Genomic DNA, 24,754 nt, shown 5'->3' with positions numbered 1-24,754 from the left:
AGGGGGTTTGCCCTAATGCCGATCAGTTAACGTTTCGAACACCACACCCCCTGTGGGAGCGAGCTTGCTCCGGGCGGCGTTCCGACGATGACGATCGCATAGTCAACATCTGCGTTGCCTGACAGTCCGCTATCGCGAGCAAGCTCGCTCCCACAGGTTTTGCTCCTTGACTGACTGGCATTAGGGCAAGCCCTTCGCCACAGTGTGCGGTGGCTTACTTGCGCATCACACCGGTAAACAAATCCGACTCCAGAAACCGCTGCAACCAGTCCTGCAAACGCCGATAGGGCGTCTGCGCGAACCAGTCGCGGTCGACGTGGGCGAACTGGCGCACGAAGGGCATCAACGCCACATCGGCCAGGCTTGGATGGTTGGCGAGCAAGTAGTCGCGTTCCTCCAGCAACGTCTCCAGCCTTTGCAAAAACACCTCGCCCTCGCCGCGATAAACCTCCATCGGCTGCTCGGGATAACGCTCGGCGTACTTGTAGCGATTCAAGTGCACCTTGAACACCTGATCGTTCTGTTCGATCAGGGGGGCGATTTGCGCCGCTGCGTCAGGATCGTCCTTGAGCAGCCAGTCCTGGGGATCGTTCTGTGCCAGGGCCCAGCGCATGATGTCGAGGCTTTCGTCGATCACCCGGCCATCGGCGCTCAGCACCGGCACCGTGCCTTTGCCCGACAGCGCGAGCATTTCGGCGGGCTTGGCCTTCAGGCTGACTTCGACGATGTCCACGGCCACGCCCGAGTAGCGCAGGGCCATGCGTGCGCGCATGGCGTACGGGCAGCGGCGGAAGGAATACAGGGTGTTCATTTCACCTCCAGGGTGCTCAGGCCGTTGCCCTGGCGCTGGACTTGAATCTGCACCGGAATCCGTTCATGCATTTCCTGTACGTGGGAAATCACCGCGACCTTGCGGCCCTGGGCCTGCAAGCCATCGAGGGCGTCCATGGCCAGTTGCAGGGATTCGGGATCGAGGCTGCCGAAGCCTTCGTCGATGAACAGCGACTCGATTTTCAGCGTGCTCGAGGCCATCGACGCCAGACCGAGGGCCAGTGCCAGCGAGACCAGGAAGGTCTCGCCACCGGACAGCGAATGCACCGAACGCAGTTCGTCGCCCATTTCGGTGTCCATCACCAGCAACCCGAGCATGCTGCCGCCGCGCTTGAGGCGGTAGCGGCGCACCAGTTGGCGCAATTGCACGTTGGCGTGGTGTACCAGCAGGTCAAGGTTGTAGGCCTGGGCGATCTTGCGGAAGGTGTCGCCGGTGGCGGAGCCGATCAACGCATTGAGGCGCGCCCAGCGTTGATACTCGTTGTAGGCGTCGGCAATCTGCTGCGCCAGGGCCTGATTGGCGTTCTGCCGGCGTTGGTCCTCGGCCTGCTCGGCGCGCAGTTCGGCGCAGTGTTGCTCGCTGGTGGCGGCGAGGTTTTGCAGGTCGATCAGCGCACTGGCCAACTGCTCGGCGTCGAGGTTGCCGTTGTGTTGCGTCTGGTGATCGATCAAGCGCTTGTCGCGCTCCTGCACCAGGACGCGGGCCTGTTCGATGGCTTTTTCGCTGTGCTGCAAGCGCTGGCGCAGTTCGCTGACCTGAGTGTCGTCGACGCGCAGCAGGTCTTCGAGGCCGCCGTCATCCAGTTCGGGATGGCGGGCGCGCCAGTCACCGATCTTGCCGGCGAGCTCGCGTTCTTCGCCTTCCAGTGCGTGCAAGCGCTCCTGCTGGGCCTTGAGTTCGGCGGCGAGTTGCACTGATTGCGTGAGAACGCTTTGCAGCGTCTGCGCAGTGCTGGCTTCGGCGCTGCGGGCCTGTTCCACGGCCTGTTCCAGTTGCTGCTGCCAATGCTCGGCGCTGCTGTGTTCGCCGAGTAATTGCCCGAGCGTGTGCTGGCTCGCCTGTTGCTGCTCGGCCAGCCCGCTGAATTGCTGTTCGGCGGCCTGCAATTGCTGCATGCGGCTTTGCTGGCGATCCTGTTCCTTCTCCAGGTTTTGCTGGCGCTGTTGCTGCTCGGCCAGTTCTTCCTTTTGTTGCTCGAGTTGCGCCAGTCGCTCGGCGATCTGCCGGTCGAGCTGCATGAAGGTCGCGGCCGGTTCGTCGCGCAGCGCTTGCAGGGTCTCGGCCGGCAGCAGGCTGGCGAATGCCTTGAGTTCTTCGTCCAGGCGCTGGCGGTCGTTGTCCAGTTCGCGCTGTTGATTGCTCAGGTGCTGGGCCGCCTGCTGGTGCGCGGTTTCGGCGTGACGCAGTTGCTGGGTCAGGCGCGCGGCATCCTGTTGCAGGGTGAGCAGCGCGCTCTGCCGTTGCTCGTCCTGGCTGATGCTCTGGTTGAGCTGACTGTTTTGCTGAACGAGCCAGGCATCGCGTTTGGCGGCATCCTGGTTCAGCAGTTGGGTCGCCAACGGATGCGCTTCCAGGCTCGGGGCGAGGGCTTGCTGCTGGGTCGCCAGTTGCTCCTGCTGTTGCAGCAGTTCCTTTTGTTGGGCGATCAGCCCGCCGACTTCGGCGCGCAAGTCAGTGAGTTTTTCCTTGAGCAGGTCGACGGCCTTTTGCGCATTGGCCTGTTCGCTTTCATCAAAACGACCGAGGCTCTGCAGCAAGGCTTCCGGCTGATGATAGGGGTGTTCGTTGCTGCCGCAGACCGGGCATGGCTGGTCGTCCTGCAACTGCGCGCGCAGCTCTTCGACACTGGCACTGCGCGCCAGACGCTGACGCTCCAGCAGCTCGCGCGTGACGTTGAGGGTCTGTTCGGCAACGCTCAGGTCAGCCTTGGCCTTGACCCCGTCCTGGGTCAGGCGTTCACGTTCCTGCTGTGCGCTGAGCTGGCGTTGTTGCAGCTCGGCACCGCGTTTGTCCAGGTCCTGCTGGCTGGCCCACAGGCGCGCAAGGTCTTCGACGGCGCGCAGTTGCTTGCGGTTGTCCTGCAACAGGCTGCCCAGAATGCCGATCTGCTCGGCGACGGCATCCGGTTCGGCGCCGGCCTCCTTGAACAGTACCTCCAGTTGTTGCTTCTGCCCGGTGAGCGCTTGTTCGGTGCTCGCGGCGTTTTGTTCGAGGCTGGCCAGTTCGGCATGGCCCTGATTCAACCGGTTGCCGATCAACATCAACTGTTGCAGGCGATCGCGGTAGGCGTTCCAGGCATCGCTCAACGGAGCCAGATGGGTGCTTTGCTCCAGCTCGGTGGCGATGCGTTGCAAGTCCGCGGCGCCACGGGCTTGCTGATCGAGCAAGGTCTGAATCGTGCCCTGGCCCTGGGTGCAGGCCTGTTGCGCCTGTTGCCTGGCTTCGGCGCTGAGGGCGGTGTCCTTGGCCAGGCGGGCGAGGGTGCTTTGGGCTTCGAAGGCCTGACGCAGCAACGGTGTGCTGTCGGTTTGTCGTTGTTGGGTTTCGCTCAAGGCGATCCGCGCGCTGCTGAGCTGTTGCTCAAGCTGCGTCTGACGCTCGCCGAGTTCGCCATGCTGCTGCGTGTGCAAGGCAATTTGCGTCGCCAAGGGTGTCAGCAGCGCATCGACCTCGGCTTTACGGGCGAACTGGTGCCGTTGCGGGGCCAGCTGTTCGAGGCGGGTGAACCTCAAGCGCTCACTGGCCAAGGCCTCCCAGTGGGTCTGGGCCGATTGCAGTTGTTCGCTGGCGGCCAGATGTTCGTCCTGCAAGCGACGCAGGTCCTTGAGCCAGGTGTCCTGCAGTTCAAGTTGTTTGAGCTGCGCCTGTTGGGTCTTGAGTCGCTGCTGCGCCTGGTTGAAGCGCCCGTCCAGTTCCGCGCGGGCTTCGGGCGACAGTGGCGTCACACCGCTGGCCTGATCCTGCAGCAGCTTGTGCGCCTCGCGGGCTTCCTTGGTCTTGTCGAAGGCGCGACGGCCGAGGCGGGTGTAGAGTGCCGTGTCGGTGAGTTTTTCCAGCAGTTCGCTGCGGTCATTGTCGTCGGCCTTGAGGAAGGCGCTGAACTCGCTTTGCGCCAACATCACCGCGCGGGTGAACTGTTCGAAATTCAGCCCCAGCGCGGCTTCGAGCTGAGTCTTGTATTCGCCTTTCTGGCTGGCGAGCAATTGATCCTGATCGATGTCACGCAAGCTCTGGCGGCTGGCTTGCAGCTTGCCGGCGGCCTTGTCCCGGGCGCGATTGGCTTCCCAGCGGGCGCGGTAACGGCGGCCGTCGACACCGACGAAATCCACTTCCGCATAGCCTTCGCCCGTGCCGCGACGCAGCAGGGTGCGCGGGTCGCCGGTAGCGATTTCGCCGTCGGCATCCGGCACCTTGGCGTCGCGGCCGGTGTTGTTCAGGCGCGGCACAGCGCCAAACAGCGCCAGGCACAGGGCATCGAGCAAGGTGCTTTTACCGGCGCCGGTGGGGCCGGTGATGGCGAATAGTCCAGCACTGGCCAGGGGTTCGGCGGTGAAGTCGATTTCAAACGGCCCGGCCAGGGAGGCAAGGTTTTTCAGGCGGATCGCGAGGATTTTCATGGCTGTTCGCTCTCCATCTGCACGTCCTGCAACAGCTCGGCAAAGTCCTTGAGGGTCTGCTCGTCGACTTCGCTGCCGTAGTTGTCCTGCCAGGCGCGGCTGAACAGTTCCTGAGGCGTGAGCTGGTCCAGTTCGATCAGCGTGCTGCCTTCGTCGGCACCGTCACGGCCGCCGTTGCCGGCGTACTCGGCGGCGATGCGCACCAGGCGCACGGCCTTGCCTTGCAGGGCGGTTTCCACTTGATTGCGCAGGTCGGGCTGTGGCTCGTCGAGGCGCACCCGCACCTCCAGCCATGGCTGGCGCTGGATCTCGGCCAACAGGTCGATGTTCGGCAGGTCCGCCAGTTGCAGCAGGATCTCGCTCAATGGCGCCGGGCCGATGCGCTGCAGGTTGACCGCGCGGGGGATCAGTTTCGGCTCGACGCTGAGCAGGGTTTCGCCGTCGAGCTTGATGTCGAGAATCTGGTGCTGATAGCCGATCTCGGAGAACGACAGCGGAATCGGCGAGCCGCTATAGCGGATGCGCTCCTCGCCGTTGACCTTCTGCGGCTTGTGCAAGTGGCCGAGGGCCACGTAGCTGATGCTCGGCCCGAACAGGCTGGCGGGCAGGGCTTCGGCGTTGCCGATGATCAGGCTGCGCTCGGAGTCTTCCGACACCGAGCCGCCAGCCATGTGCGCGTGGCTGATGGCGATCAGTGCCTGACCCGGCTGGCGCTTGGCGTTGGCCGCTTCGATCAGCCACTCGTGCACCTGGCCGATCCCGCGCAGGTAGTTGTCGCCCAAATGCGCGCCGGTGACTTCCGCCGGACGCAGGAATGGCAGCGCCAGGCACCAGCCGGCGACTTCACCACTGGCATCGGGCAACGGCAGCAACAGGCGCTCGGCGTCCAGTTGACCGTCGTCGAGCCACAGCACGCGGCCCAGCGCATGAGTGCGCAAGCGGCGCATCAAGGGGGCGGGCAGTTCAATCCGCGAGCCGGAATCGTGGTTGCCGGCAATCATCACGATGGTCAGCAACGGCTGCTGTTCGTGGGCGCTGACGATGAAGTCGTAGAGGCGTTCCTGGGCTTTGACCGGCGGATTGACCGTGTCGAAGATATCGCCGGCGATCAACAGCACATCCGGTTGATCCAGTTTCAGCTGGCGCAACAGCCACTCGAGAAAACAGCCGTGTTCGAAATCGCGATCCTGGCCGTGCAGGTTCTGCCCGAGGTGCCAGTCGGAGGTGTGAAACAAGCGCAAGGCGGACTCCGCTACAAAATAGGTAATGGCCGCGTGAAAAATGAAGGCGGCGAAAGGGGAGAGAGTTTACTGGTTTAAATGCCCGGTCGCGCGATGGAATGTTTTGTGGCGAGGGAGCTTGCTCCCGTTGGGGCGCGAAGCAGCCCCAAGTTTTTTCTGGCCCACCGAGTTGCCCGGATTTACGGCCGCTGCGCGACCGAGCGGGAGCAAGCTCCCTCGCCACAGGCAAGCCCCCTCGCCACGGGGGTCGGTGTTTACTTGGGATAAAGCGGCGGCAGCCCACTGTCACCAACCGGATCTTGCACCCGTTCGGCCATCGGGATCGCCTTGATCACCCGCCACAACTCGTCACCTTGCCAGTGTTGGCCGGTTTCGCTGTACAGCGCGCCGTTCAGGCCGTCGAGGGCGTCGGACAGTGGCACGAAGCGGGCGGCCATGTCGGCCAGGGTTTCCGGCTGTTGGCGGGCCCAGGCGTCGAGGGCCTGGCGGGTGGCGTGGGAATCGTTGGCCTGGCAGGCGCGCTTGAGGTCGTCTAGAACGGTGCGCGGGCTCGGGCCGGTTTGAGCGACACGCGCCACCGCCGGTTGCCAGCGGCCACGCCACCAGAGGCCGAAGCCGAGCAGGGTGGTGCAGGCCAGGATCAGGGTACTGAGCTTCCAGCGCCAGAGCGCTTCGCTGTCGGCGCCGGCATCGACCGGTGAGGCGTCGGCCGGGGTGTCGGCCATCAGACTCGGATTGGCCGCCACGTGCAGCGTGCGGGCGGGCAGGCTGCTGTGTTCCAGATGATCTTCGAAGGTGTTCCACCAGACCACGTCGACGGTGGGCAACTCGATGGCGCCGGTCCGTGTCGGCACCAGGGCCTCGCGGTCTTCACGGCTGCCGACCAGGCCACGTTCGCTGTTCTGGTTACCGAGCACCGGTTGATCCGGGTAGCGCCGCAGGCCGCCCACGTCGGTGCCGGGCAGCGGAGGCAGTTGGGTGCTGGACAAGCCTTCGGCCTTCACTGTCAGGCTGCGGGTCAGCGAATCGCCGACCTGGGTGTGATCCGGCTCCGGGCTCCAGCTTTCGCTCAGGGTCAGGCTACGCGCAGGCAGCCAGGGGGCATCGGCCGGATAGGTGATGGGTTTGGCCTTGACCGTCAACAGCAACTCGACCGAGGTGACGCGCATCAGCTTGCCGGCTTTGGGCCCTTGGGCTGAGTCCTGTACCGGTTGTGGGTCGACCAGCGCGGCGTTGAAGACCTGTGCCGGAATGATCAGTTCGCCACTGTGTTGCGGGTAGATCGCGTAGCGCATTTCGATCACGCCGTGGCGCAGGCCGTCGATGTCCTTTTCGTAGGTGCGCGATTCGCCCAGTTGTTCGATGCGTGCGTCAGGTATCTGCAAGGGCGGCAGGCTGCTGTCGTCGTACAGCGACACCGAATGGTAGATGCGCAGGGTCAGGACCGCCTGGGCCTGCACGTAGACGCTGGTTTGATCGAGGCTGGCGTCAATGAACACCGCGGCCCGCTTGTCCGGGTTGTCCTGTGTTTCGCTCTCGACCACCTGCAGGGTAATCGGCTGGCTCTGCAGTTCGCCCAGTTGCAGTGACGGAATCACTACGCTGCCGTTTTGCCGGGGCAGGAGGGTGACGATCCAGCGGGTGGTGGCCTGGTTTTCACCGCTCAGGGTGTTCAACTGGTTGACCTGGCGTGTGCCGCGCACTTCGAACAACGGCTCCAGCGCTGTCAGGTCAGGTTTGCCGAACTGGGTGACATCGCTGGATTCCAGGGTCAGTTCGACCGTCTCGCCCGAGCTCAGGCGACTGCGATCAACACTGGCGACCAGTTCTGCTGCCTGTGCCTGAGCCGTGCAGAACAACAGGCCATGCAGCAGCGCGAGCAATAAAACGGTGAAGCGGGTCATCGAGTTTCTTCCTGATCCTGATGTTGTTGCTGTTCGTACCAGAATTTGCGCCTGAGCAGTTCACCGGGGTCATCCGGGATCTGTCGCAGCCACTGCTCCAGTGCCTGGCGCTGTTCACCTTCGATGCTGTCGGTGGCCGGGCGCAAGGGCGGTGTGGTGTGTTGTTCGTCACCCAGTTCGCTGCCCGGTACCTCGTTGGTCCCCGGTTTCGGCGGTCTGGTGGGCTGTTGTTCCTCACCCGGGCGGGGCGGTTGCCCCTCGGTTTTCGGTTCGCCGCTGCTCGAGGGCTGGGCAGCGGCACCGGGCGGTGGCTCCGTCGGTTCGGTTTCGGGCCGGGCGTTGCTGGCTGCGTCTGGCTCAGGAGGGGGTGGCGTGTTTTTCTCCTTGAGCAGACGTTCGACCAGCGCCTTGTTGGTCAGTGCCGGACGCAGATCCGGTTGACGCTCCAGTGCCTGTTCGTAAGCGTCCAGGGCTGCCTCCAGCTCACCGCTTTTGGCCAGTGCATTGCCTCGATTGTAGTGGGCGTGGGCATCGTCGCCTTCGGCAAACCGCTCGGCGGCGCCTGCGTAGTCGCCGGCCTCATACAGCGCCACGCCTTGCCACTGATGGTTTTCGAAGCGTCGGGAAGCCTGCGCAGGGCGCTTCTGCTTGAGTAAATGCAGGCCTTGTTGATCAGGGCGCAGCCAAAGGTCCGCGAGGTCGAAGGCGTAGCTCGGTTGAGGCAGCGCCAATAGCAGCGGCAGGCACAGCAGCCAGCCGCGACGTCCCGCGCAGGCCGCGAGCAGCAACAGTGGCAGCAGCAGCCAGTAACCCTGATCGGCCCAGGTGTCCAGGCGCAAGGTCTGACCGTCGTTGCGCAAGTTGCGTGGACCGTCGAGCAGGCCAAGGGCGTGCAGGTCGCTATCGTCCAGGCGCGCCTGGCGATAGCGGCCATCCAGGTCGTTGGTAAAGTTTTTCAAGCCGGGTTCGTCCAGGCGCGGCACGAGAATGGCGCCTTGTTCATCCTTGAGGAAGCTGCCGTCCTCCTGGGTGATCGGCGAGCCTTCGGCGGTGCCGATGCCGAGCATCAGCAATTGAGTCGATTTACCGCTCAGCGCGCGACGGATGCCCAGCCGCTCCTGGTCGGTCAGGGACGAGCCAATCAGCAGGATCCGCCCGTCGCCCAAAGCAGCCTGGTCGAGCAGCGCCAGGGCCTTGAGCACCGCCAGATCGGCGCGATGACCGGCCTCTGGCATCAACGACGGTTTCAGTGCATCCAGCAGATTGCGGCTGGTGGAAAGATCATCCGACAGCGGCACCAGGGTGTGGGCACTGCCGGCGTAGACGACGATGGCGGTTTGCGCGTCGCTGCGAATCTGCAGCAGATCAAGCAGCTTGCGTCGCGCCTGTTCCAGTCGGTTGGGCGTAACGTCGGTGGCGAGCATTTCCGGGGTCAGTTCGAGAATCACCACCAGCGGGTCGGCGGGCTTTTGACTGGTCTGCTCGACACGCTGCCAACTCGGTCCCAGCAGGGCGAGCACAGTCAACAGCCAGGCGAGACCGAGGGCGATCCAGGGCAGTTTACTGTCGCGACCACTGCCACCGCTGAGCAGCGCTGCGTGAAAGGCCGGCGGCAGGATCATCTGCCAGCGCCCGGCGCGCTTCTTGCGGTGCCAGAGTTGCCAGAGCAACCAGCCAAGCACCGGCAGCAACAACAGCCACCAGGGGCGGAACCAGTAGGGCCACAGCACGCTCATCGGCGCCTCCGCAGGCGCAGGCGTTTGAGCCGTTGGCGCCAGTCGGGCAGCAATTGGGTTTGCAGGAACAGATCCTTGGTAAACAGGCGTTGCAAGGGGTTGTCCGGCCAAAGTACGGGTGCCAGCAGCATGCTCAACCACAGCGCCAGGGCCAGTGGCCAGTGATACAAGGCTTGGGCCGGGCGGGCCTGGGTCGGTTGCTGGGCCACGGGCTCCAGTTGATCGAGGGTGTCCTTGATCGATTGCAGTTCCTTGCCATCGTGGGCGCGGAAATACTGGCCGCCGGTGGCTTCGGCGATGGCTTTGAGGGACGGTTCGTCAAGGTCCAGGCTCGGATTGACGCCGAGAAAGCCGACTGTTCCACTTTGCTCCGGATCGGCACCGATGCCGATCGGGTAGATTTTCACCCCTTCCCTGGCCGCCAGTCGCGCAGCGGTGAGCGGGTCGATTTCACCGCCATTGTTGGCGCCGTCGGTGACCAGGATCAGCACGCGGCTAGTTGCCGGACGCGAGCGCAGACGCTTGAGGGCCAGGCCGATGGCATCACCGATGGCGGTGTTTTTGCCGGCAATGCCGATGCGCGCTTCGTCGAGCCAGACGCGTACGGTGTGGCGGTCGAAGGTCAGTGGGGCTTGAAGGTAGGCCTGGCTACCGAACAGGATCAGGCCGACCCGGTCACCTTCGCGGCTTTCGAGAAAATCGCCGAGCAGGTGCTGGACCAGCGCCAGTCGGCTCACTTCTTCGTCCTGCCACTGCATGTCAGGGAAGTCCATGGAGCCGGAAACGTCCACCGCCACCAGCAAGTCACGGCCACTGGCGGCAATCGGCAGGGGTTCGCCGAGCCATTGCGGGCGCGCCGCCGAGATCAGCAGCAACACCCACAGCAGTATGAAAGGTGCCTGCTGGCGCCATGCCGGCAGGTTGGCCCGGGCGCGACGCCCGGCAAGGCCTTCCAGGTCGCTGAGGTAGCTGACCTTGAGCGCCGGTTCGCCACTGTCGGCCACCGGCAATACGATGCGCATCAGCCACGGCAAGGGCAACAGGGCGAAGATCCACGGCCAGGCGAACTCAAACATGCTTGCGAATCCAGGTGTCGACAGCCTGGGTCAGGCCGGCGATGGCCTTGTCGTCGAGCTTGCACTCAGGTTTGTAGGCGCCTTCGACCAGCACCATCCAGCGGGTCAGCCCGGCTGCCGGGCAGCGGTTATCGAGGAACGCCAGCCACTTGCGGCCGTTGAGGGTGTGACTCTGGCTGTAGGGATAGTGGTTGCGGCACAGGCGCTTGAGCAAACCGTTGAGTTGCTGCAGCCAGGCGCCGGCCGGCGCACCGTCGTAGGGTTTGGGCATCATTGCCAATTCGGCCAGCGCGGCCAGGCGCACCGGATCCAGCGGCTGCTCGGCACGTACCACGGGACGTTTGCGTGGAATGAAGTGCCGCAGCTTCCACAGGCCCAAACCGATCAGTGGCACCAATAGAAGCAGTAACCACCAGCCCGGTGCCGGAGGCCAGAATTCCACCGGTGGCGGTGATATCAGTGGTTGCAGTTGATCAAGGCTGTTCATCGACCTTTTCCCGGTTTCTGTGGGTTCAGGTATTCGCGCAATTGCTCGACCATCTCGCTCTGGGTGCTCAAAGGCATCATCAGCACCCGTAGTTTTTGTGCGAGCAGTTCCCAGCGGGCGATGCGTGCTTCGGCCTGGGCCCGGTAAGCCTGGCGCAGGTCGAAATTCAGCGTATCGAGTTCCAATTGCGCGCCACGCTCGGCGAAACGTAAAAGGCCAGCGGCGGGCAGGGCATGATCCAGCGGATCGGACACCGGTAGCAGCAGCAGGTCGCAATGACGCGATAACAGGCTCAGCTGTTGCTCGGCGCCTTCCGATAGCGCGCGTTCATCGCAAATCACAATGACAAGGCTGCCAGGACGCGACACCTCCCGCGCCCGGCGCAAGGCAATGCCAAAGGCGTCACGGTCCGGCTCGCCTTCGGTGGTCAGCGACTGATTGACCCGCACCAGCCGGTTGAGCAACTGCAGCAGGCTTTGCTTGCTGCGCCGGGGCTTGATCTCGTAGTGCTCATTGTCGCCATACACCAGCCCGCCGACCCGGTCGTTGTGGCCCAGGGCCGCCCAGCCGATCAGGCTCGCGGCCTGGGCGGCGAGCACTGACTTGAACATCAGGCCCGAGCCGAAAAACAGCCGGCGGCTTTGTTCGACCATGATGAAAATCGGCCGCTCACGTTCTTCGTGGAACAGCTTGGTGTGCGGCTCCTGGGTGCGCGCAGTCACACGCCAGTCAATGGTGCGCACATCGTCGCCGGCCTGATAGACCCGCACCTGATCGAAGTCGACGCCACGCCCGCGCAATTTGGAATGGTGCAGGCCGATCAGCGGGCTGCGTTGGCTCGGCGTGGAAAACAGCTGCACTTCGCGCACGCGATGGCGCATCTCGATCAGGTCGGCGAGGCTGACTCGGATGCCCGGCTCGGGCGGCAGGCTGGCGTTCATCGAGGTCAAGCGACGGCTACGACGTCGAGAATCCGCTGGACCACCCGGTCCTGATCGATGCCAGCGGCTTCGGCTTCAAAGGACAGAATGATGCGATGGCGCAGCACGTCGAACAGCACGGCCTGGATGTCTTCCGGGCTGACGAAGTCACGCCCGGCCAGCCAGGCGTGGGCGCGGGCGCAGCGGTCCAGGGCAATCGAACCGCGGGGGCTGGCGCCGTAGGCGATCCACTCGGCCATTTCCGGATCGAACTTGGCCGGGGTTCGGGTGGCCATGACCAGTTGTACCAGGTATTCCTCCACGGCATCGGCCATGTACAGACCGAGGATTTCCTTGCGCGCGACAAAAATCGTCTGTTGAGTCACCCGGCGCTCAGGCTTCGCTTCGCCGTTAAGCGCTTCGCCACGGGCCTGTTGCAGGATCTTGCGTTCAACCGTCGCGTCGGGGAAGCCGATCTTTACGTGCATCAGGAAGCGGTCGAGCTGGGCTTCCGGCAGCGGGTAGGTGCCTTCCTGCTCGATCGGGTTCTGCGTGGCCATCACCAGGAACAGCGGCGACAGCTCATAGGTGCTGCGCCCGACACTGACTTGCCGCTCGCCCATGGCTTCGAGCAAGGCCGACTGGACCTTGGCCGGGGCACGGTTGATTTCGTCCGCCAGTACCAGGTTGTGGAAGATCGGACCTTGCTGGAACACGAAGCTGCCGGTTTCCGGGCGGTAGATTTCTGTACCGGTTATGTCGGCCGGCAACAGGTCGGGAGTGAACTGAATGCGGTGGAACTGGGCTTCGATGCCTTCGGCAAGTTCTTTGATGGCCTTGGTCTTGGCCAGGCCAGGAGCGCCCTCGACCAGCATGTGGCCGTCGGCGAGCAGGGCGATGAGCAAGCGCTCGATGAGCTTTTCCTGGCCGAGAATCTGCGTTGAAAGAAAGGTTCGCAGCGCCAGCAGCGCTTCACGATGTTCCATCGATGACTGTTCCTGCAAAAGGGTGGCCGAGGACGTAGGAAATACGCCAGGGCTGGGGGCGTTACTTTAATCCATCGCGGGGGGCGCCGACTAACGGCATTTTGCGCAAAGTGCGGGAAATGGTTAGCAATAGTTGTAGGAATTTTCTTCGGGTCGCAGGTGGCGGTGCTCTCTCGGGCCTCTTCGCGAGCAAGCCCGCTCCCACAGAGAGCCGCGTCGTCACTGACGCATGCGATCAAATGTGGGAGCGGGCTTGCTCGCGAAGGCGTCAGTAAGTGCGCTGATATTTAGAGTTGGCTGATATAGGTGCCAGTGCCATCAAGAATATTCTTCAAGGTCAGCTCAACTTCAGCCAAATCCACCATGTCCGGGTCGAAGGTGATCTCCAGCACATCATCCCCATTCAGCACATCGGCATCGGCAGCCGCAATTTCGATCTTCAACAGGGAAGGGCTCAGGGTAACTTTCACGCCATCAAGGGTCGAAGGTTCGCCATCGAGGGTGATTTCCAGCTCGTCTTCATCCGGGTAGCGGCTCATCAGGAACATTTCGCCCTGTTCGCTGTGGCAGCACAGCATGGCCATGTTGTCTTCTTCGTCGTCGCAAGGGTTGACGATCAAGAGGGCGGTTTTCATTTTCATGGGGAATTCCTGGCTTGACGGGCGTGGTTAACGCAGCAAAGGGCGATTCTGCCAGCCCGCGCACATTTCTGCTCGTCCGGGTGTCAGGGGGATGTGTCGTGACCGAGCAAAGTGTTGCTGGTCATTTCTGGTACGGATGTCCCGTAAAACCGGACGGAAATCCGCCATTTTTCTGTGCGAATGCTAGTGTTGTTCGAGGCGCATGCCTTGAGCTGCGTACCGTTGACCGAATATGTCGCAGCACCGCAAGCACGGGCCTTGCCGCACTGGTTAAGCTGCGCAACGGATGAGCACCCGTAAAGACATTGCGCTGCACGCAGCCCAGTCGTTTTTGCAGATGCCCATTCACGGAAGGTGAATGTGACCTGAGTGTCTCGTCCAGCTTCACCCACCTGTCACCCTGTTTCCTCTGCCCGAGAATCAGGAACGGGGTGACGGGTAGCCCCGAACAGGGGCTTTGCACGCGACGCTTCCATCAATAACAAGCCCAAGCGGAGTACCACAGATGGCGTTCTTCACCGCAGCCAGCAAAGCCGACTTCCAGCACCAACTGCAAGCGGCACTGGCGCAGCACATCAGTGAACAGGCACTGCCACAAGTGGCGCTGTTCGCTGAACAATTCTTCGGCATCATTTCCCTTGACGAGCTGACCCAGCGTCGGTTGTCCGACCTCGCTGGCTGCACCCTTTCTGCATGGCGCCTGCTTGAGCGCTTTGATCACGCGCAGCCGCAAGTGCGCGTCTACAACCCCGATTACGAACGCCACGGCTGGCAGTCGACCCACACCGCGGTCGAAGTGCTGCACCACGACCTGCCTTTCCTGGTGGACTCGGTGCGTACCGAGCTGAACCGCCGCGGCTACAGCATCCATACCCTGCAAACCACCGTGCTGAGCGTGCGTCGTGGCAGCAAGGGCGAGTTGCTGGAAATCCTGCCTAAAGGCACCCAGGGCGACGATATTCAGCAAGAATCGTTGATGTACCTGGAAATCGACCGCTGCGCCAACACCGCCGAGCTCAATGTGTTGAGCAAAGAGCTGGAGCAGGTGCTCGGTGAAGTCCGCGTGGCCGTCGGCGATTTCGAGCCGATGAAGGCCAAGGTCCAGGACATCCTGACCAAGCTGGACAACAGCCAGTTCGCCGTCGATGGCGACGAGAAGAATGAAATCAAGAGCTTCCTGGAATGGCTGGTGGGCAACCACTTCACCTTCCTCGGTTATGAAGAGTTCGTGGTCAGCGATGAAGCCGATGGCGGCCATATCGTCTACGACAAGGATTCCTTCCTCGGCCTGACCAAGCTGCTGCGTGCCGGCCTGACCTACGATGACCTGCGCATCGAAGACTACGCCGTGAACTACCTGCGCGAACCGACCCTGCTGTCGTTCGCCAAGGCCGCGCACCCAAGCCGCGTACACCGTCCGGCTTACCCGGACTACGTGTCGATCCGCGAGATCGACGCCAACGGCAAGGTCATCAAGGAATGCCGTTTCATGGGCCTGTACACCTCGTCGGTGTACGGCGAGAGCGTGCGGGTGATCCCGTACATCCGCCGCAAGGTCGAGGAAATCGAACACCGTTCCGGCTTCCAGGCCAAGGCTCACCTGGGTAAGGAACTGGCACAGGTGCTCGAAGTGCTGCCGCGCGACGATCTGTTCCAGACCCCGGTGGACGAACTGTTCAGCACCGTGATGTCGATCGTGCAGATCCAGGAACGCAACAAGATTCGCGTGTTCCTGCGCAAAGACCCGTACGGCCGTTTCTGCTACTGCCTGGCCTACGTGCCGCGTGACATCTATTCCACCGAAGTGCGCCAGAAGATCCAGCAAGTGCTGATGGATCGCCTGAAAGCCTCGGACTGCGAGTTCTGGACCTTCTTCTCCGAGTCCGTGCTGGCCCGCGTGCAGTTGATCCTGCGCGTCGACCCGAAAAACCGCCTCGACATCGACCCGCTGCTGCTGGAAAAAGAAGTGGTGCAGGCCTGCCGCAGCTGGCAGGACGACTATGCCGCCCTGACCGTTGAAAGCTTCGGTGAAGCCCACGGCACCAACGTGCTGGCCGATTTCCCGAAAGGCTTCCCGGCCGGTTACCGCGAGCGTTTCGCAGCCCACTCGGCTGTGGTCGACATGCAGCACTTGTTGAGCCTCAACGAAAAAAATCCGCTGGTGATGAGCTTCTATCAGCCGCTGGGCCAGGTCTCCGGCCAGCGCATGCTGCACTGCAAGCTGTACCACGCCGATACTCCGCTGGCGCTGTCCGACGTCCTGCCGATCCTGGAAAACCTCGGTCTGCGCGTGCTGGGTGAGTTCCCGTACCGCCTGCGCCACAACAGTGGCCGCGAGTTCTGGATTCACGATTTCGCGTTCACCGCCGCCGAAGGCCTGGAACTCGACATCCAGCAACTCAACGACACCCTGCAGGACGCCTTCGTCCACATCGTGCGTGGCGAAGCCGAGAACGACGCGTTCAACCGTCTGGTACTGACCGCCGGCCTGCCATGGCGCGACGTTGCACTGCTGCGTGCCTACGCCCGCTACATGAAACAGATCCGTCTGGGCTTCGACCTGGGCTACATCGCCAGCACCCTGAACAACCACACCGACATCGCTCGCGAGCTGACCCGGTTGTTCAAGACCCGTTTCTACCTGGCGCGCAAGCTGACCGGCGACGATCTGGATGACAAGCAGCAACGCCTGGAACACGCGATCCTCAGCGCCCTGGATGACGTCCAGGTACTGAACGAAGACCGCATCCTGCGTCGCTACCTGGACCTGATCAAGGCCACCCTGCGCACCAACTTCTACCAGACCGATGCCAACGGCCATAACAAGTCGTACTTCAGCTTCAAGTTCAACCCGCACTTGATCCCTGAACTGCCGAAGCCTGTACCGAAGTTCGAAATCTTCGTTTACTCGCCGCGCGTCGAAGGCGTGCACCTGCGCTTCGGCAACGTGGCCCGTGGTGGCCTGCGCTGGTCCGACCGTGAAGAAGACTTCCGTACCGAAGTCCTGGGCCTGGTAAAAGCCCAGCAAGTGAAGAACTCGGTGATCGTGCCGGTGGGTGCGAAGGGCGGCTTCCTGCCGCGTCGCCTGCCACTGGGCGGCAGCCGTGACGAGATCGCGGCCGAGGGCATCGCCTGCTACCGCATCTTCATTTCGGGTCTGTTGGACATCACCGACAACCTGAAGGACGGCGCGCTGGTTCCGCCGGCCAACGTCGTGCGTCATGACCACGATGACCCGTACCTGGTAGTGGCCGCGGACAAGGGCACTGCGACCTTCTCCGACATCGCCAACGGCATCGCCATCGACTACGGCTTTTGGCTGGGTGACGCGTTTGCGTCCGGTGGTTCGGCCGGTTATGACCACAAGAAAATGGGTATCACCGCCAAGGGCGCGTGGGTCGGCGTACAGCGTCACTTCCGCGAGCGCGGCATCAATGTCCAGGAAGACAACATCACTGTTGTGGGCGTCGGCGATATGGCCGGTGACGTGTTCGGCAACGGCTTGCTGATGTCCGACAAGCTGCAACTGGTCGCGGCCTTCAACCACCTGCACATCTTCATCGATCCGAACCCGGAGCCGGCGTCGAGCTTCGCCGAGCGTCAGCGCCTGTTCGACCTGCCGCGTTCGGCCTGGTCGGACTACGACACCAGCATCATGTCCGAAGGCGGCGGCATCTTCTCGCGTAGCGCCAAGAGCATCGCGATTTCCCCGCAGATGCAAGAGCGCTTCGACATCCAGGCCGACAAGCTGACCCCGACCGAACTGCTGAACGCCTTGCTCAAGGCACCGGTGGATCTGCTGTGGAACGGCGGTATCGGTACTTACGTCAAAGCCAGCAGCGAAAGCCACGCCGATGTCGGCGACAAGGCCAACGATGCACTGCGCGTGAACGGCAACGAACTGCGCTGCAAAGTCGTGGGCGAGGGCGGTAACCTGGGCATGACCCAACTGGGTCGCGTCGAGTTCGGCCTCAATGGCGGCGGTTCCAACACCGACTTCATCGATAACGCCGGTGGCGTGGATTGCTCCGACCACGAAGTGAACATCAAGATCCTGCTGAACGAAGTGGTTCAGGCCGGCGACATGACCGACAAGCAGCGTAATGAGTTGCTGGCGAGCATGACCGACGAAGTCGGTGGTCTGGTGCTGGGTAACAACTACAAGCAGACTCAGGCCCTGTCCCTGGCAGCCCGTCGCGCCTTGCCGCGGATTGCCGAGTACAAGCGCCTGATGAATGACCTGGAAGGCCGTGGCAAGCTGGATCGCGCCATCGAGTTCCTGCCGGCCGAAGATGCAATCAACGAGCGCATCGCCGAAGGCCATGGCCTGACCCGTGCCGAGCTGTCGGTGCTGATCTCGTACAGCAAGATCGACCTCAAGGAGCAGTTGCTGGGCTCCCTGGTGCCGGACGACGACTACCTGACCCGCGACATGGAAACCGCTTTCCCGCCGACCCTGGTGAGCAAGTTCTCCTCGGCGATGCGTCGTCACCGCCTGAAGCGTGAAATCGTCAGCACCCAGATCGCCAACGATCTGGTCAACCATATGGGCATCACCTTCGTTCAACGACTCAAAGAGTCGACCGGCATGAGCCCGGCGAACGTGGCTGGCGCTTATGTGATCGTGCGTGACATTTTCCATCTCCCGCACTGGTTCCGTCAGATCGAAGCCCTGGACTACCAGGTCTCCGCCGACGTGCAACTGGAGCTGATGGACGAGCTGATGCGTCTGGGCCGTCGCGCTACGCGCTGGTTCCTGCGTGCCCGTCGCAACGAGCAGAACGCTGCCCGTGACGTCGCGCACTTCGGTCCGCATCTGAAGGAGTTGGGCCTCAAGCTCGACGAACTGCTGATCGGCCCGATCCGCGAAACCTGGCAGGCGCGTTATCAGGCCTACGTCGAAGCCGGTGTGCCGGAGCTGTTGGCGCGCATGGTGGCTGGCACCTCGCACCTGTACACCCTGTTGCCGATCATCGAGGCCTCCGACGTGACCGGCCAGGACCCGGCGGACGTAGCCAAGGCGTACTTCGCCGTGGGCAGCGCGCTGGACATCACCTGGTACCTGGCGCAGATCAGCGCTCTGCCGGTTGAAAACAACTGGCAGGCCCTGGCCCGTGAAGCGTTCCGCGATGATGTCGACTGGCAGCAACGTGCGATCACCATCTCGGTCCTGCAACAGGGCGACGGCACCCAGGACGTGGAAGCACGGCTCTCCCTGTGGATGGCTCAGAACGAGAGCATGATCGAGCGCTGGCGTGCCATGCTGGTGGAAATCCGTGCCGCCAGCGGCACTGACTACGCCATGTACGCGGTGGCCAACCGCGAACTGCTGGACCTGGCATTGAGCGGTCAAGCGGTAGTGCCTGCCGCTGTCGCCGTCGAGCTGGAACCGGCTGCCTGATCAGGCGTTGAATGAAAAACCCCGCATTGAAAGATGCGGGGTTTTTTTTATTCAAGAGCTTGTGATTGGCTTAAATATAAATCGATGCGTCAAGGATAAGTGTCGCGAGCTTAGTTTAGAACGCATGCCTTTTCAGTATGGTCAAATTGAATTTCACAATATCGCCCACACGATCGTGGAAAAAGGAATGGCGTTCTGGATGTTCATGTATTGATTTTCTGATTATTCTCGCATTGCGTGCTTTCAAGTAGACCGTTGGCGTGTCAGTGCTCAAATCATCCAGCGTGATGATGTTGTGGTCGGCATCCAGCAAGTTGAATGATGTAGTATCCCCTCCGGCGGCTGGAAAAGCACCCAGACAGCCTTCGTCGTTCTTGCTGACATACATGTAGCTATAGGGGGTGCTGAGGATTTGCATGTTGTAATAGTCGTCATAACACCAGAAGTGCACAACTAAGGGGTCTATATTTCCAAAAGAAAAACCAAGGTTTTCCATTCTTTTTGTTATAGGGTTGTACGCTTTCGTGATTTTTGGCGAATAGTCACTTTGAACCGTGAGAATGTTTTTTGGCACGTCTGCATCTTTGAGGAAATTACTACGCAGAACTTCCTGGAGAAAAGTAATGGTGTCGCCGTTGCAGGATACGCGGGCTGTAAATGATCGTTCTTCGTTCTTGTTCATAAATAGTCCATTATTTAAGGTGTGGTGTTCCCCTGTACGGGTGCCCAGAATAATGCCAGTTGCATTTGTGGCGTGGTTGGTAATTGTTTCTTGTGGTTTCGCAGTAGAGTCCGGTTGTCCGGCTTGTGTGTTGTGCAATCTTTATTTAAATGGCTGATGTCCGAATTTTTTAGCGGTCAACAGTTTTGTTTGGTTTAAGAGTTTGCGGTTAATTACGTCGGGAAATTAAAAAGGCCCGAATTCGCGATTCGAGCCGTTTTATTTATAGCCGTACGTTCAGCCATCAGTCAACGGAGAAAAAATGATGGTGAGGGAGCAAGCGCCCTCACCACAGGAAATGATTAAACGATCGGAAAACTGTTGAAGTCCACGGCATTGGCCAGTTGGCTATCGATCAGGCTGATGAAGCCCTGGACTTCCGGGCAATTGAAATGCGATCGCATGGCCGCTTCGGATTGCCAGTGGGCGCTGACGGTCCAGCGATTGGTGTCCTCGGGGCAGCGGTCGACCATATAGGATTCGCAGCCGGGCAATTCACGCAGGGTTTCGACAATCTTCTGCAATTGCTTGCCCAGTTCATCCGAGCGGCCGGCGGCGGCCTGCACCTGTACGGTATTGATCACTTCATGGGACATTGCTCACACTCCTGAATCAGGCCGGACGAATCCTGCTCATTGAGGGATAACGCCTATGCAGGATAGGCCGGGCCCCCGGGACCGCCAATAGCCAATCGCCGGATAAAACCGCATGCCAATCCGTCAGGCCACCTGCTGCAGGATGTCGCGCAAACGGTCCAGGGCGATGTCGATGTCGAGGGTTTCGATGGCGCCAAAACCGAAGAAAAGCCCGGCCCTTGGGGCTTGCTGATAGAAAAAGCTGTCGATGGCATAGAGCCCGACTTCGACTTTTTTCGCCAGTTCGATCACCAATGCAATATCCATCGGCACTTTGCACATCACCACCATGTGGAATCCGGCGGTGGACGGCACCGCCTCCAGCCAGGGCGAAAGATCGCCCGCCATACGCGTCAGGATCCGCTCGCGGCGTCCGGCATAGACCGTATGGCAGCGCCGGATGTGCTTGAGCAGGCAGCCTTCGGCGATGAACTTGGCCAGCGCCCATTGCGGCAGGGTCGAGGTGTGCAGGTCGGTGAGCTGTTTGGCGCGCACCACCGCCTCGAGGATCGCTGGCGGCAGGATGGCATAACCGAGCCGCAGTTCCGGCAACAGGGTTTTGGAGAATGTCCCGACGTACGCGACGATCCCCCGTTCATCCATGCTCTGCAGGGAATCGGTGGGGCGGCCTTCATAGCGGAACTCGCTGTCGTAATCGTCCTCGATGATGATCGCGCCCAACTCATGGGCCTTGGCCAGCAGCGCTTCCCTGCGCGCCTGGCTCATGGGCATGCCCAGCGGGAACTGGTGCGACGGGGTGACATGGATCAGGCGCGTGCCGCGAGGAATCCGGTCCACCACAATGCCTTCGGCGTCCACCGGCACACCAATCACCGTAGCGCCGTGGGTGCCGAACAGCAGGCGCGCCGGCGGGTAGCCGGGGTCCTCCATGGCGACCAGGCTGCCCGGACTGATCAGCACCCGGGCAATCAGGTCCAGCGCCTGCTGCGCGCCGTTGCACACCACCACATCCTCATCCTGACAATTGACCCCGCGGGAGAACGCAATGTGCTGCGCAATGGCGTTACGCAGCGCCGGCAAGCCCTCGGGCAAGCTGTACAAGCCCTTGGAGCCGGCAATCTGGCGCAGTGCGTGAGCGGTGCAGCGCCGCCAGTCATCCTGGGGGAACTGGCCCTTGCTGGTGGCGCCACCAATGAAGTCGTAGCGTAGTGAACCTTCCAGGGTCGGATGACGCAGAAACACCGGCAGGTTGCGCCAGGACTCGATCACCTCGAAGCCGCCAAGCTCGGTGTGGCTCCGTTTACGCTGCACCTTGGACGAGCGTGCGTTGACGTAGGTGCCTTTGCCGACCACCCCGGTGAGGAAGTTTTCGTAGGTCAGCTGGGCGTAGGTATCGGAAATGGTCTTGCGCGAAATACCCAGTTGTTCGGCCAGCAAACGGCTGGGCGGCAGTTGCGTCCCGGCAGTCAGGCGACCGGACTCGATGGCGCTGCGCAGTTGGTTGTACAGCTGGCCGGCCAGGTCCTTGCGGCCGTTGATGACAACATGTAGTTCCATACCGGCGAGGCTCCGGGGCTGTTGAGGCGCGTGTGCGTCGCGCAAGATTACCCCTATCCGCTTGTGGTACAGAAGTTGCGCAGTGGAAAAACCGTCGATTGGCCTGGCGGCGGTGGTCCCCGGGAAAATCGCCTGATTGGATCTGTCATGCCTATGCGCCAGCGACTACCGTGAAGATCACTTCAGGGTTGCACGAGATCGCTCCATGACCCCCCGACTGGATTACTACAGCGCGTCCCCCAAGGCGATGAAAGCCATGATTGCCATGGAGGCCTTGAGCAGCAGCCTGAGCATTGAGCAGGCGCTGCTGCACCTGATCAAGATTCGTGCTTCGCAGCTCAATGGCTGTGCCTTTTGCACCGATATGCACTCGGTGGATGCACGGCGCCTGGGCGAAAGCGACCGGCGTCTGTATTCCCTTGTGGTCTGGCGCGACAGCAACTTTTTCAATCCCCGGGAAAGAGCCGCGCTCGCCTGGACCGAGGCGGTCACCTTGCTCTGCGAAAGCCATGTGCCGGACGATGTCTATGCCCAGACCCGGGAGCAGTTCAGTGAAAGCGAAATGGTCGACCTGACCATCGCCGTTACCACCATCAACAGCTGGAATCGCCTGGCCGTGAGCTTCCGGCAGACACCCAGCGCCTGAGTCATTGTCACAGCAGGTTCATGAAGGATCCGCAGGATGCAATTGTCAGTGTCAGATCGACAGGGAGTCCTCGATGTCATTCATGCAAACCAGCGCCCGCCAGGGAGCTGCCGAGTATCGCGTAGCCATTGATAAAAACGCGTCCTGGCGCCAGCTGGCAGCGGGTATCGACCCGGAACTGGCGCTGTGTTTCACCGTCAGTGCCCGTTGCGGTTGCTTCATGCAGGCCGCCCGCAGTCTCAATATCAAGGCCACCCGCCTGCGCAGGCAACTGGTGCTGCTGGAATCGCAGCTGCAGTGTTCGCTGTTCAGCCATTCCGACAATGGTTTCAGCCTCAGCCGCGATGGCTTGCGCTTGCACGCACAATTGATCGCCCTGGCCCATGAGCGCGATTTGCCGGTGATCGAGCAGCCGTTGATTCGCCTGGCGGTGGCGGATTCGATACTGCATGACATTCTTGGTCGTGACCTGGTTGCACTGCTGCGGCGCAACGCCAGTGTGCGGCTGGACATCATGACCCTCGACAGCGAGTTGGCCTTGCAGGCGGTCAGCGCCGACGTGGTGGTGTGGCTGGGCGAGAGCGGATCGCCGTTACCGGGGCCGAGCTTTGCCATCACCGAACCCCGGCGCCTGGCAGAACTCGATTACCTGCCGCACATTGCCAAGCGCTATTGCCGGGTTGCATCCAGGCCGGAATGCCTGGATGACCTGGCCGATTTTCTCCTGGTGCAATGGCGGCAGGACAGCCAGGTTCAAAGCTTCAGGCCATGGAATGCACTGGTGGATCAGCGCTTGGCCGGGTCGGTGCACTTGCAATCCTGGGAACTGATGCTGGAGATGATTCGTTGCAGTGCCTGCATCGGCCTGCTGCCGCACTACATGAGCCACTTCGACCGCGGGCTGATTGCCTTGCCGGGCCTGTTCGACCAGCCGATGCGGCGTCAGGTGTGGATGGCGGTCAACGCCCATTCCGGGGGCGACGCGCAGGTGCGGATGATCGTCGAATTGATCGAAAACACCTTCAACGAGCGCCGGGAGTGGTTCCAAAGCTGAGCGCTCCCACATTGGTTCTCGCCACAGCCGAAGGTAGCGTTATAGAGTGAACGGCCATGTCTGCTTCAAGGATGATTCACCATGCCAACCACCGAACCTGTCATCACCCTCGAACGTTTCAACGAATCCCATATCGAAGGCATCACGGCGCTGTACAACGATCCGGCAATCGCCCGTCAAACCCTGCAGATGCCGTTTCAGTCCGCCGAACTCTGGCGCAGTCGCCTGGCGCTGGATAACGAACGCCTGGTGAAAGTGGTGGCTTTGCATCAAGGGACGGTCATCGGCAACATTGGCCTGGAGCAGTTCTCACGCATTCGTCGCAGCCATGCCGGCAGTTTCGGCATGGGTGTTGCGGTGGCGTGGCAGGGCAAGGGCGTAGGGTCGAAGCTGCTCGTGACAGCGCTGGATATCGCCGACAACTGGATGAATCTGCAGCGTGTCGAGCTGTCGGTGTATGCCGACAACGAAGCGGCCATTGCCCTGTACCGCAAGTTCGGCTTCGAAACCGAGGGTCTGTTCCGTGATTACGCCGTGCGCGACGGCGTATTGGTGGACACCTTGAGCATGGCGCGCCTGCGTCGCACGCCCAAGGCCGGTTGAGTCAGTCGCCCAGGGCAAACCCCAGACGTACCTCCTGGCTGTTAGTCGCACACCGGCTTCACGCTTCTGCCATGCTCAATATCCGTAGTACCGCTGCAACCAAAGGAACACCGCAATGGACGATGTACAGCAACTGGGTGAAATGCTGCGCCACTACGCAGAAAGCGAAGCGCACAAGAAACAACTGTTCGAGTCCCAGTCCGCGGATTGGGCTGCGCGTATTGGTGAGCTGTTCGATCAGATCGGGCAATGGCTGGAGCCGGTGCAGGCGCCGCACCTGCTGGAGGTGAGCCGCGAAGCCTATGTCGCCTCGGGCCCTAGCGTTCCTGTCGAGACATCGACATTCAAGACCGAGAAGCTGTCCATTGTGATTGCTGGCAGAGCAGTGGAGTTTGTCCCGGAAGTGATGGGGGCGGGGGGGCAGATTTCATTGGCGGTGATGGGTTTGACCGCTGCGCGTTTCGGCAGTGTCTCGCTGGTTTGCCAGCCACCTTCCAATAGCTGGCAATGGCGCAAGACCAACGGTTTGAAGGACCCGGATGTGTTTCCCTTCGATGCGAACTTTCTGGCGCAGCAGTTGCAGGGTTTGATTCCCCGGGATCGCGGTTGAGCCTTTGATCAACGACACATGACCCTGTAGCTGGCTTGCCTGCGATGGCGGAGAGTCAGGCGATATTGATGTTGAATGGACCGGCCTCATCGCGAGCAAGCTCGCTCCCACAGGGTTTGTGTCGTA

The 24,754-nt window shown here is 61.7% G+C and carries 18 protein-coding genes; 5 read left to right on the top strand and 13 right to left on the bottom strand.

Features of this window, described 5'->3' with window-relative positions:
* Positions 1-214: 214 nt before the first annotated feature.
* From AB4O40_RS04090 to AB4O40_RS04045, 10 genes are all read right to left on the bottom strand, one after another.
* Positions 215-811 carry a glutathione S-transferase gene (locus AB4O40_RS04090; RefSeq protein ID WP_056727591.1) on the bottom strand — a complete coding sequence of 199 codons (597 nt, stop codon included), beginning with the start codon at positions 809-811 and terminating at the stop codon, positions 215-217.
* Complete coding sequence (locus AB4O40_RS04085; protein WP_460055924.1) at positions 808-4,449, bottom strand: AAA family ATPase; 3,642 nt, start codon at positions 4,447-4,449, stop codon at positions 808-810. The genes AB4O40_RS04090 and AB4O40_RS04085 overlap by 4 nt, the downstream gene beginning before the upstream one ends.
* Complete coding sequence (locus tag AB4O40_RS04080; protein WP_056727588.1) at positions 4,446-5,690, bottom strand: exonuclease SbcCD subunit D C-terminal domain-containing protein; 1,245 nt, start codon at positions 5,688-5,690, stop codon at positions 4,446-4,448. Before AB4O40_RS04080 ends, AB4O40_RS04085 begins: the two co-directional genes overlap by 4 nt.
* A gap of 254 nt (positions 5,691-5,944) precedes the next feature.
* Entirely contained in the window at positions 5,945-7,594 is a 1,650-nt protein-coding gene (locus tag AB4O40_RS04075) for a BatD family protein (protein ID WP_460055927.1), read from the bottom strand.
* Entirely contained in the window at positions 7,591-9,330 is a 1,740-nt protein-coding gene (locus AB4O40_RS04070) for a tetratricopeptide repeat protein (RefSeq protein ID WP_460055930.1), read from the bottom strand. Before AB4O40_RS04070 ends, AB4O40_RS04075 begins: the two co-directional genes overlap by 4 nt.
* Positions 9,327-10,406: a vWA domain-containing protein gene (locus AB4O40_RS04065; RefSeq protein ID WP_460055933.1), complete on the bottom strand. Its 1,080-nt coding sequence runs from the start codon at positions 10,404-10,406 to the stop codon at positions 9,327-9,329. Before AB4O40_RS04065 ends, AB4O40_RS04070 begins: the two co-directional genes overlap by 4 nt.
* Positions 10,399-10,893: a DUF4381 domain-containing protein gene (locus AB4O40_RS04060; protein WP_056727579.1), complete on the bottom strand. Its 495-nt coding sequence runs from the start codon at positions 10,891-10,893 to the stop codon at positions 10,399-10,401. Before AB4O40_RS04060 ends, AB4O40_RS04065 begins: the two co-directional genes overlap by 8 nt.
* Positions 10,890-11,834 (bottom strand): DUF58 domain-containing protein, encoded by a 945-nt coding sequence (locus tag AB4O40_RS04055; protein ID WP_056727577.1) that lies wholly within the window; start codon positions 11,832-11,834, stop codon positions 10,890-10,892. Before AB4O40_RS04055 ends, AB4O40_RS04060 begins: the two co-directional genes overlap by 4 nt.
* A 5-nt stretch (positions 11,835-11,839) precedes the next feature.
* On the bottom strand, positions 11,840-12,799 hold the full coding sequence (locus tag AB4O40_RS04050) for an AAA family ATPase (RefSeq protein WP_008049510.1): 960 nt from the start codon (positions 12,797-12,799) through the stop codon (positions 11,840-11,842).
* 287 nt (positions 12,800-13,086) lie between these two features.
* A complete protein-coding gene (locus tag AB4O40_RS04045) occupies positions 13,087-13,440 on the bottom strand; it encodes a hypothetical protein (protein ID WP_056727575.1) in 354 nt (117 codons plus the stop codon).
* Positions 13,441-13,945: 505 nt separating this feature from the next.
* Here AB4O40_RS04045 and AB4O40_RS04040 point away from each other — a divergent pair.
* Positions 13,946-18,841 carry an NAD-glutamate dehydrogenase gene (locus AB4O40_RS04040; protein WP_223541481.1) on the top strand — a complete coding sequence of 1,632 codons (4,896 nt, stop codon included), beginning with the start codon at positions 13,946-13,948 and terminating at the stop codon, positions 18,839-18,841.
* Positions 18,842-18,956: 115 nt separating this feature from the next.
* Here AB4O40_RS04040 and AB4O40_RS04035 read toward each other — a convergent pair whose 3' ends face one another.
* The 3 genes from AB4O40_RS04035 to pdxR all read right to left on the bottom strand — a co-directional run bounded on the left by AB4O40_RS04035 (position 18,957) and on the right by pdxR (position 21,715).
* On the bottom strand, positions 18,957-19,523 hold the full coding sequence (locus AB4O40_RS04035) for a hypothetical protein (RefSeq protein WP_460055941.1): 567 nt from the start codon (positions 19,521-19,523) through the stop codon (positions 18,957-18,959).
* A 341-nt stretch (positions 19,524-19,864) separates the two neighbouring features.
* Entirely contained in the window at positions 19,865-20,158 is a 294-nt protein-coding gene (locus tag AB4O40_RS04030) for a putative quinol monooxygenase (protein ID WP_046037161.1), read from the bottom strand.
* 123 nt (positions 20,159-20,281) lie between these two features.
* A complete protein-coding gene (gene pdxR, locus AB4O40_RS04025; protein ID WP_056727570.1) occupies positions 20,282-21,715 on the bottom strand; it encodes a MocR-like pyridoxine biosynthesis transcription factor PdxR in 1,434 nt (477 codons plus the stop codon).
* A gap of 205 nt (positions 21,716-21,920) precedes the next feature.
* On the opposite strand from pdxR, the gene AB4O40_RS04020 reads away from it, so the two are divergent.
* From AB4O40_RS04020 to AB4O40_RS04005, 4 genes are all read left to right on the top strand, one after another.
* Positions 21,921-22,361 (top strand): carboxymuconolactone decarboxylase family protein, encoded by a 441-nt coding sequence (locus AB4O40_RS04020; protein WP_056727569.1) that lies wholly within the window; start codon positions 21,921-21,923, stop codon positions 22,359-22,361.
* A gap of 73 nt (positions 22,362-22,434) precedes the next feature.
* Complete coding sequence (locus tag AB4O40_RS04015) at positions 22,435-23,415, top strand: LysR family transcriptional regulator (protein WP_056727567.1); 981 nt, start codon at positions 22,435-22,437, stop codon at positions 23,413-23,415.
* Positions 23,416-23,496: 81 nt separating this feature from the next.
* On the top strand, positions 23,497-24,018 hold the full coding sequence (locus AB4O40_RS04010; RefSeq protein WP_460055948.1) for a GNAT family N-acetyltransferase: 522 nt from the start codon (positions 23,497-23,499) through the stop codon (positions 24,016-24,018).
* A 115-nt stretch (positions 24,019-24,133) separates the two neighbouring features.
* Positions 24,134-24,628, top strand: a complete 495-nt coding sequence (locus tag AB4O40_RS04005; RefSeq protein ID WP_223541479.1) for a hypothetical protein — start codon at positions 24,134-24,136, stop codon at positions 24,626-24,628.
* Positions 24,629-24,754 lie beyond the last annotated feature (126 nt).

The sequence above is a fragment of the Pseudomonas sp. S2_F07 genome, from assembly GCF_054668325.1.
Note: the sequence above shows the minus strand (reverse complement) of the source record. Positions and strands in the feature narration are given on the sequence as shown.

Coding starts and splice junctions, on each gene's coding strand:
- AB4O40_RS04045 (WP_056727575.1), bottom strand. CDS start 13,440: ATGAAAATGAAAACCGCCCTCTTGATCGTCAACCCTTGCGACGACGAA.
- pdxR (WP_056727570.1), bottom strand. CDS start 21,715: ATGGAACTACATGTTGTCATCAACGGCCGCAAGGACCTGGCCGGCCAG.
- AB4O40_RS04015 (WP_056727567.1), top strand. CDS start 22,435: ATGTCATTCATGCAAACCAGCGCCCGCCAGGGAGCTGCCGAGTATCGC.
- AB4O40_RS04085 (WP_460055924.1), bottom strand. CDS start 4,449: ATGAAAATCCTCGCGATCCGCCTGAAAAACCTTGCCTCCCTGGCCGGG.
- AB4O40_RS04050 (WP_008049510.1), bottom strand. CDS start 12,799: ATGGAACATCGTGAAGCGCTGCTGGCGCTGCGAACCTTTCTTTCAACG.
- AB4O40_RS04065 (WP_460055933.1), bottom strand. CDS start 10,406: ATGTTTGAGTTCGCCTGGCCGTGGATCTTCGCCCTGTTGCCCTTGCCG.
- AB4O40_RS04035 (WP_460055941.1), bottom strand. CDS start 19,523: ATGAACAAGAACGAAGAACGATCATTTACAGCCCGCGTATCCTGCAAC.
- AB4O40_RS04010 (WP_460055948.1), top strand. CDS start 23,497: ATGCCAACCACCGAACCTGTCATCACCCTCGAACGTTTCAACGAATCC.
- AB4O40_RS04060 (WP_056727579.1), bottom strand. CDS start 10,893: ATGAACAGCCTTGATCAACTGCAACCACTGATATCACCGCCACCGGTG.
- AB4O40_RS04040 (WP_223541481.1), top strand. CDS start 13,946: ATGGCGTTCTTCACCGCAGCCAGCAAAGCCGACTTCCAGCACCAACTG.
- AB4O40_RS04005 (WP_223541479.1), top strand. CDS start 24,134: ATGGACGATGTACAGCAACTGGGTGAAATGCTGCGCCACTACGCAGAA.
- AB4O40_RS04090 (WP_056727591.1), bottom strand. CDS start 811: ATGAACACCCTGTATTCCTTCCGCCGCTGCCCGTACGCCATGCGCGCA.
- AB4O40_RS04070 (WP_460055930.1), bottom strand. CDS start 9,330: ATGAGCGTGCTGTGGCCCTACTGGTTCCGCCCCTGGTGGCTGTTGTTG.
- AB4O40_RS04055 (WP_056727577.1), bottom strand. CDS start 11,834: ATGAACGCCAGCCTGCCGCCCGAGCCGGGCATCCGAGTCAGCCTCGCC.
- AB4O40_RS04030 (WP_046037161.1), bottom strand. CDS start 20,158: ATGTCCCATGAAGTGATCAATACCGTACAGGTGCAGGCCGCCGCCGGC.
- AB4O40_RS04075 (WP_460055927.1), bottom strand. CDS start 7,594: ATGACCCGCTTCACCGTTTTATTGCTCGCGCTGCTGCATGGCCTGTTG.
- AB4O40_RS04020 (WP_056727569.1), top strand. CDS start 21,921: ATGACCCCCCGACTGGATTACTACAGCGCGTCCCCCAAGGCGATGAAA.